The sequence below is a fragment of the Zemynaea arenosa genome (genome assembly GCF_004614185.1).
GTDB lineage: Bacteria > Pseudomonadota > Gammaproteobacteria > Burkholderiales > Burkholderiaceae_D > Telluria > Telluria arenosa.
In genome coordinates this window covers 1-3806 of sequence record NZ_SPVF01000134.1, presented here as the reverse complement: position 1 = coordinate 3806, position 3806 = coordinate 1, and the positions used below count along the sequence as shown (strand labels likewise).

4 protein-coding genes and 1 pseudogene are annotated in these 3806 nt (G+C 66.2%); all 5 read left to right on the top strand.

Annotated features, from left to right (window positions below; all coding sequences use genetic code 11):
* On the top strand, positions 1 to 522 hold a 522-nt coding region (locus E4L96_RS23655), incomplete at its 5' end, for a response regulator (RefSeq protein WP_167758657.1).
* A 2-nt stretch (positions 523 to 524) separates the two neighbouring features.
* Complete coding sequence (locus E4L96_RS10630) at positions 525 to 947, top strand: response regulator (RefSeq protein WP_135207194.1); 423 nt, start codon at positions 525 to 527, stop codon at positions 945 to 947.
* Positions 948 to 1009: 62 nt separating this feature from the next.
* Positions 1010 to 2116 (top strand): S-(hydroxymethyl)glutathione dehydrogenase/class III alcohol dehydrogenase, encoded by a 1107-nt coding sequence (locus E4L96_RS10625; protein WP_135207193.1) that lies wholly within the window; start codon positions 1010 to 1012, stop codon positions 2114 to 2116.
* Positions 2117 to 2141: 25 nt separating this feature from the next.
* Positions 2142 to 3377, top strand: coding sequence for a dipeptidase (locus E4L96_RS10620; RefSeq protein ID WP_135207192.1), 1236 nt, complete (start codon positions 2142 to 2144; stop codon positions 3375 to 3377).
* Positions 3378 to 3570: 193 nt separating this feature from the next.
* Positions 3571 to 3806 (top strand): annotated as a pseudogene (locus tag E4L96_RS10615) (hypothetical protein); the annotation flags it as partial.

The following is a 3806-nucleotide window of genomic DNA, read 5'->3' as shown; positions in this document are numbered from 1 at the left end:
CCCCGCCTGACCGCGCCCCGCAGCAGCGTCCATCCTGCGGACCCGCGCCTGACCGCACCGCACGCGGGCGCCGCGCAGCAGCCGCAATTCGCCCACCCGGCCCACGACGACGACGGCCCGCACGCAGGCCGCAGCGAATGGGCCGCGCGCACCAGCCGCGCGCCAGGCAAGCCGCACGTGCTGCATGTGGATCATGACGACGAATGCGCCAGCATGGTCGCAGGCCTGCTCGCGCCCGAGGTGCATGTGACACGCGTCTCCTCCCTCGTCGACGCGCGCCGCGCCATCGCCAACGACATCTATTCGCTGGTGATCATCGACCCGTATCTCCCCGATGGAAACGGGTCCTCGCTGCTGCCATCGCTGGACAGCACCCCGGTGCTGGTCCATACCGAGAACAGCCCGCCGTGGCGCGACCGGGTGCAGGGCTACCTGCCCAAGCCCTGGTCCACGCACCGCGTGCTGTGGCGCGAAGTGTCCGCGCTGCTTGGCCTGTCGAACGACCTGGCGGCGGAGGGCTAAGCATGGGCAAGCTGCAAACCATCCTCTACGTGGAGGATGATCTTCACGTGCGCACCACCGCCAAGCTGGTGCTGGAAGTGATCGGCAAGTACGACGTATGCGAATGCGCCAGCGGCGAAGAAGCCTTGCAGCTGGCGCGCGAGATCGCGCCGGACCTGGTGCTGCTGGACGTGATGATGCCGGAGCTGGACGGCATCCAGCTGCTGCACGCGCTGCGCCGCCTGCCCCACATGGCCGACGTGCCCGCGCTGTTCGTGACGGCGCGGACCTCGGCCTACGACATCGAACGCTATATGGAAGCTGGTGCGATCGGCATCATCCCCAAGCCGCTGGTGCCCTTGCGCCTCACGGACCAGCTGCGCACCGCATGGGAACAGCGGCCGCGCATGGCGTTGCCCCAGACGCCCGGCGAACTGGCCGCATAGTGAACTGACTGTCACCGCCCTGGGTGCTATCATTTTCGCCTCATTGATCACAGGAGGCAGGAATGAAGACCAGGGCAGCCATCGCATGGAAGGCCGGCGCACCGCTGACGATTGAAGAAGTCGAGCTGGAAGGGCCGAAGGAAGGCGAGGTCCTGGTCGAGATCAAGGCCACCGGCATCTGCCACACCGACTGGTACACCCTGTCCGGCGCCGACCCGGAAGGCATCTTCCCCGCGATCCTCGGCCACGAAGGCGCGGGCGTGGTGCTGGAGACCGGCCCGGGCGTCAAGAGCCTGCGCTCCGGCGACCACGTGATCCCGCTGTACACGCCCGAGTGCCGCCAGTGCAAATTCTGCCTCTCGCAGAAGACCAACCTTTGCCAGGCCATCCGCGCCACGCAAGGGCGCGGCCTGATGCCCGACGGGACCTCGCGCTTCAAGCTCAATGGCCAGAGCATCGCCCACTACATGGGCACCTCCACCTTCTCCAACTACATCGTGGTCCCCGAGATCGCGCTGGCGAAGGTGCGCGAGGATGCACCGTTCGACAAGATCTGCTACATCGGCTGCGGCGTGACCACCGGCGTGGGCGCCGTGATCTTCACCGCGAAGGTGGAAGCGGGCGCCAATGTGGTGGTGTTCGGGCTGGGTGGCATTGGCCTGAACGTGATCCAGGCCGCGCGCATGGTTGGCGCGGACAAGATCATCGGCGTGGACCTGAACCCGGCGCGCGAAGCGATGGGACGTAAGTTCGGCATGACCCACTTCATCAACCCGAACGACGTGGAGAACGTGGTCGACGCCATCATCCAGCTGACCGACGGCGGCGCGGACTACAGCTTCGAATGCATCGGCAATGTGAGCACCATGCGCCAGGCGCTCGAGTGCTGCCACAAGGGCTGGGGCCAGTCGATCATCATCGGCGTGGCGGCGGCGGGGCAGGAGATCTCGACCCGTCCCTTCCAGCTGGTGACGGGGCGCGAATGGAAGGGCTCTGCGTTCGGCGGCGCGCGCGGCCGCACGGACGTGCCGAAGATCGTCGACTGGTACATGGAAAACAAGATCAACATCGATGACCTGATCACCCACCATCTCACCCTGGACCAGATCAACGAGGGCTTTGAGCTGATGAAGAAGGGCGAGTCGATCCGCTCGGTCGTCGTGTACTGATCACCCCGCGCTTTCAGGAGCCTCCATGCTGCGTTACGCCGTCCTGCTGTCCGCCTTCGTCCTGCCGTGCGCCTTTGCCGCGGCGCCTGACCCCGCGCTGGTCCACGCGCGCACTCTCCTGAAGTCCGCCATCCTGATCGACGGCCACAACGACCTCCCCTGGGAGATCCGCGAGGACCCCAAGACGCCGATGGACCTGGAAGGCTATGACCTGCGCGGGCACGCACCCAACGAAACCGATATCCCGCGCCTGAAGCAGGGGCAGGTGCGCGGTCAATTCTGGTCGGTGTTCGTGCCAGGTGAGCTCAAGGAAGGTTTCGCCCGCACCCAGCTCGAACAGCTCGATCTCGCCCGGCGCATGATCGCGCGCTACCCGGAGGCGATGGAGCTGGCGCTGACTGCGGCCGACGTGCGGCGGATCGCGGCGAAGGGCAAGGTCGCTTCGCTGATTGGAATGGAAGGCGGCCATGTGATCGAGAATTCACTTGGCGCGCTGCGCACCTATTACGACCTCGGTGCGCGGTATATGACCCTGACCCACAACGTCACGCTCGACTGGGCCGACGCCGCTCTCGGCGAGCCGCGCCACCATGGCCTGACCCCATTCGGCAAGGAGGTGGTGCGCGAGATGAACCGGCTTGGCATGCTGGCCGATATCAGCCACGTGTCGGCGGACGTGATGCGCCAGGTGCTGGACGTCAGCGCAGCCCCGGTCATCTTTTCGCACAGTTCGGCCCTTGCCCTGGTCGATCATCCGCGCAACGTGCCGGACGATGTCCTGCGCCGCATGCAGGCCAATGGCGGCGTGGTGATGGTGTCGTTTGTGCCGCCGTTCGTGAACCGGGCCAACCGTGCCTGGCACGTGGAACTGGACAAGCGGGTCAAGGGCGCGCCGCCGGGGACGGACCCGAAACAGATCGTCGAGGAATTCACCCGGCAGCATGGGCCGGAGCCGCAGGCCACGCTCAAGGACGTGGCTGACCACATCGACTACGTCGCCAAGGTGGCGGGGCATGACCACATCGGCGTGGCGGGGGACTATTGCGCCGGCGCGGTGCCGGTGGGCCTGGAAGACGTTTCCAAATACCCGGACCTGTTCGCGGAACTCATTCGCCGCGGCTGGAGCGATGCGGACCTGAAGAAGCTGGCGGGCGACAATGTGCTGCGGGCGATGGCCCAGGCCGAGCAGGTCGCCAAGCGGCTGCAGAAGGAACGTCCGCCCAGCATCGCCACTATCGGCGCCCTGGACGGCAAGAAGTAATTCGCACCCCGCTGCGGGGGGAGCAGACTGTTCCCCCGAATCGCCCGTCTGTCGCAGCGCGCTCGCGCTGCCATGCCTCGCCTCCTACAGTTCTCCCATGCGTGCCGCACTGCGCACGTATGTAGAAAAAAAGTTCTAGACAAGACTTTCTAGAACATTTATTCTGCTTTTCAACGCAATGAGGAGACCGCGTATGCATGCCCTGTCCAACTTGATGTCCGCGCTGGTGCCGAGCCTTGGCTGGGCGCTGCTCGACTTCGTGTGGCAGGGGATGCTGGTCGGCTGGATCGCGGCGCTGCTGTTTGCGCTGCTGCGCAATGCGCGGCCGCAGGCGCGCTACCTGGTGGGCTGCGCGGCGCTGGTGCTGTGCGCGGCGCTGCCGCTGGCAGGAATGCTGCAGCGGCTGGCCGCACCGGGCGGGCAGGCGGA

Coding starts and splice junctions, on each gene's coding strand:
- E4L96_RS10630 (WP_135207194.1), top strand. CDS start 525: ATGGGCAAGCTGCAAACCATCCTCTACGTGGAGGATGATCTTCACGTG.
- E4L96_RS10625 (WP_135207193.1), top strand. CDS start 1,010: ATGAAGACCAGGGCAGCCATCGCATGGAAGGCCGGCGCACCGCTGACG.
- E4L96_RS10620 (WP_135207192.1), top strand. CDS start 2,142: ATGCTGCGTTACGCCGTCCTGCTGTCCGCCTTCGTCCTGCCGTGCGCC.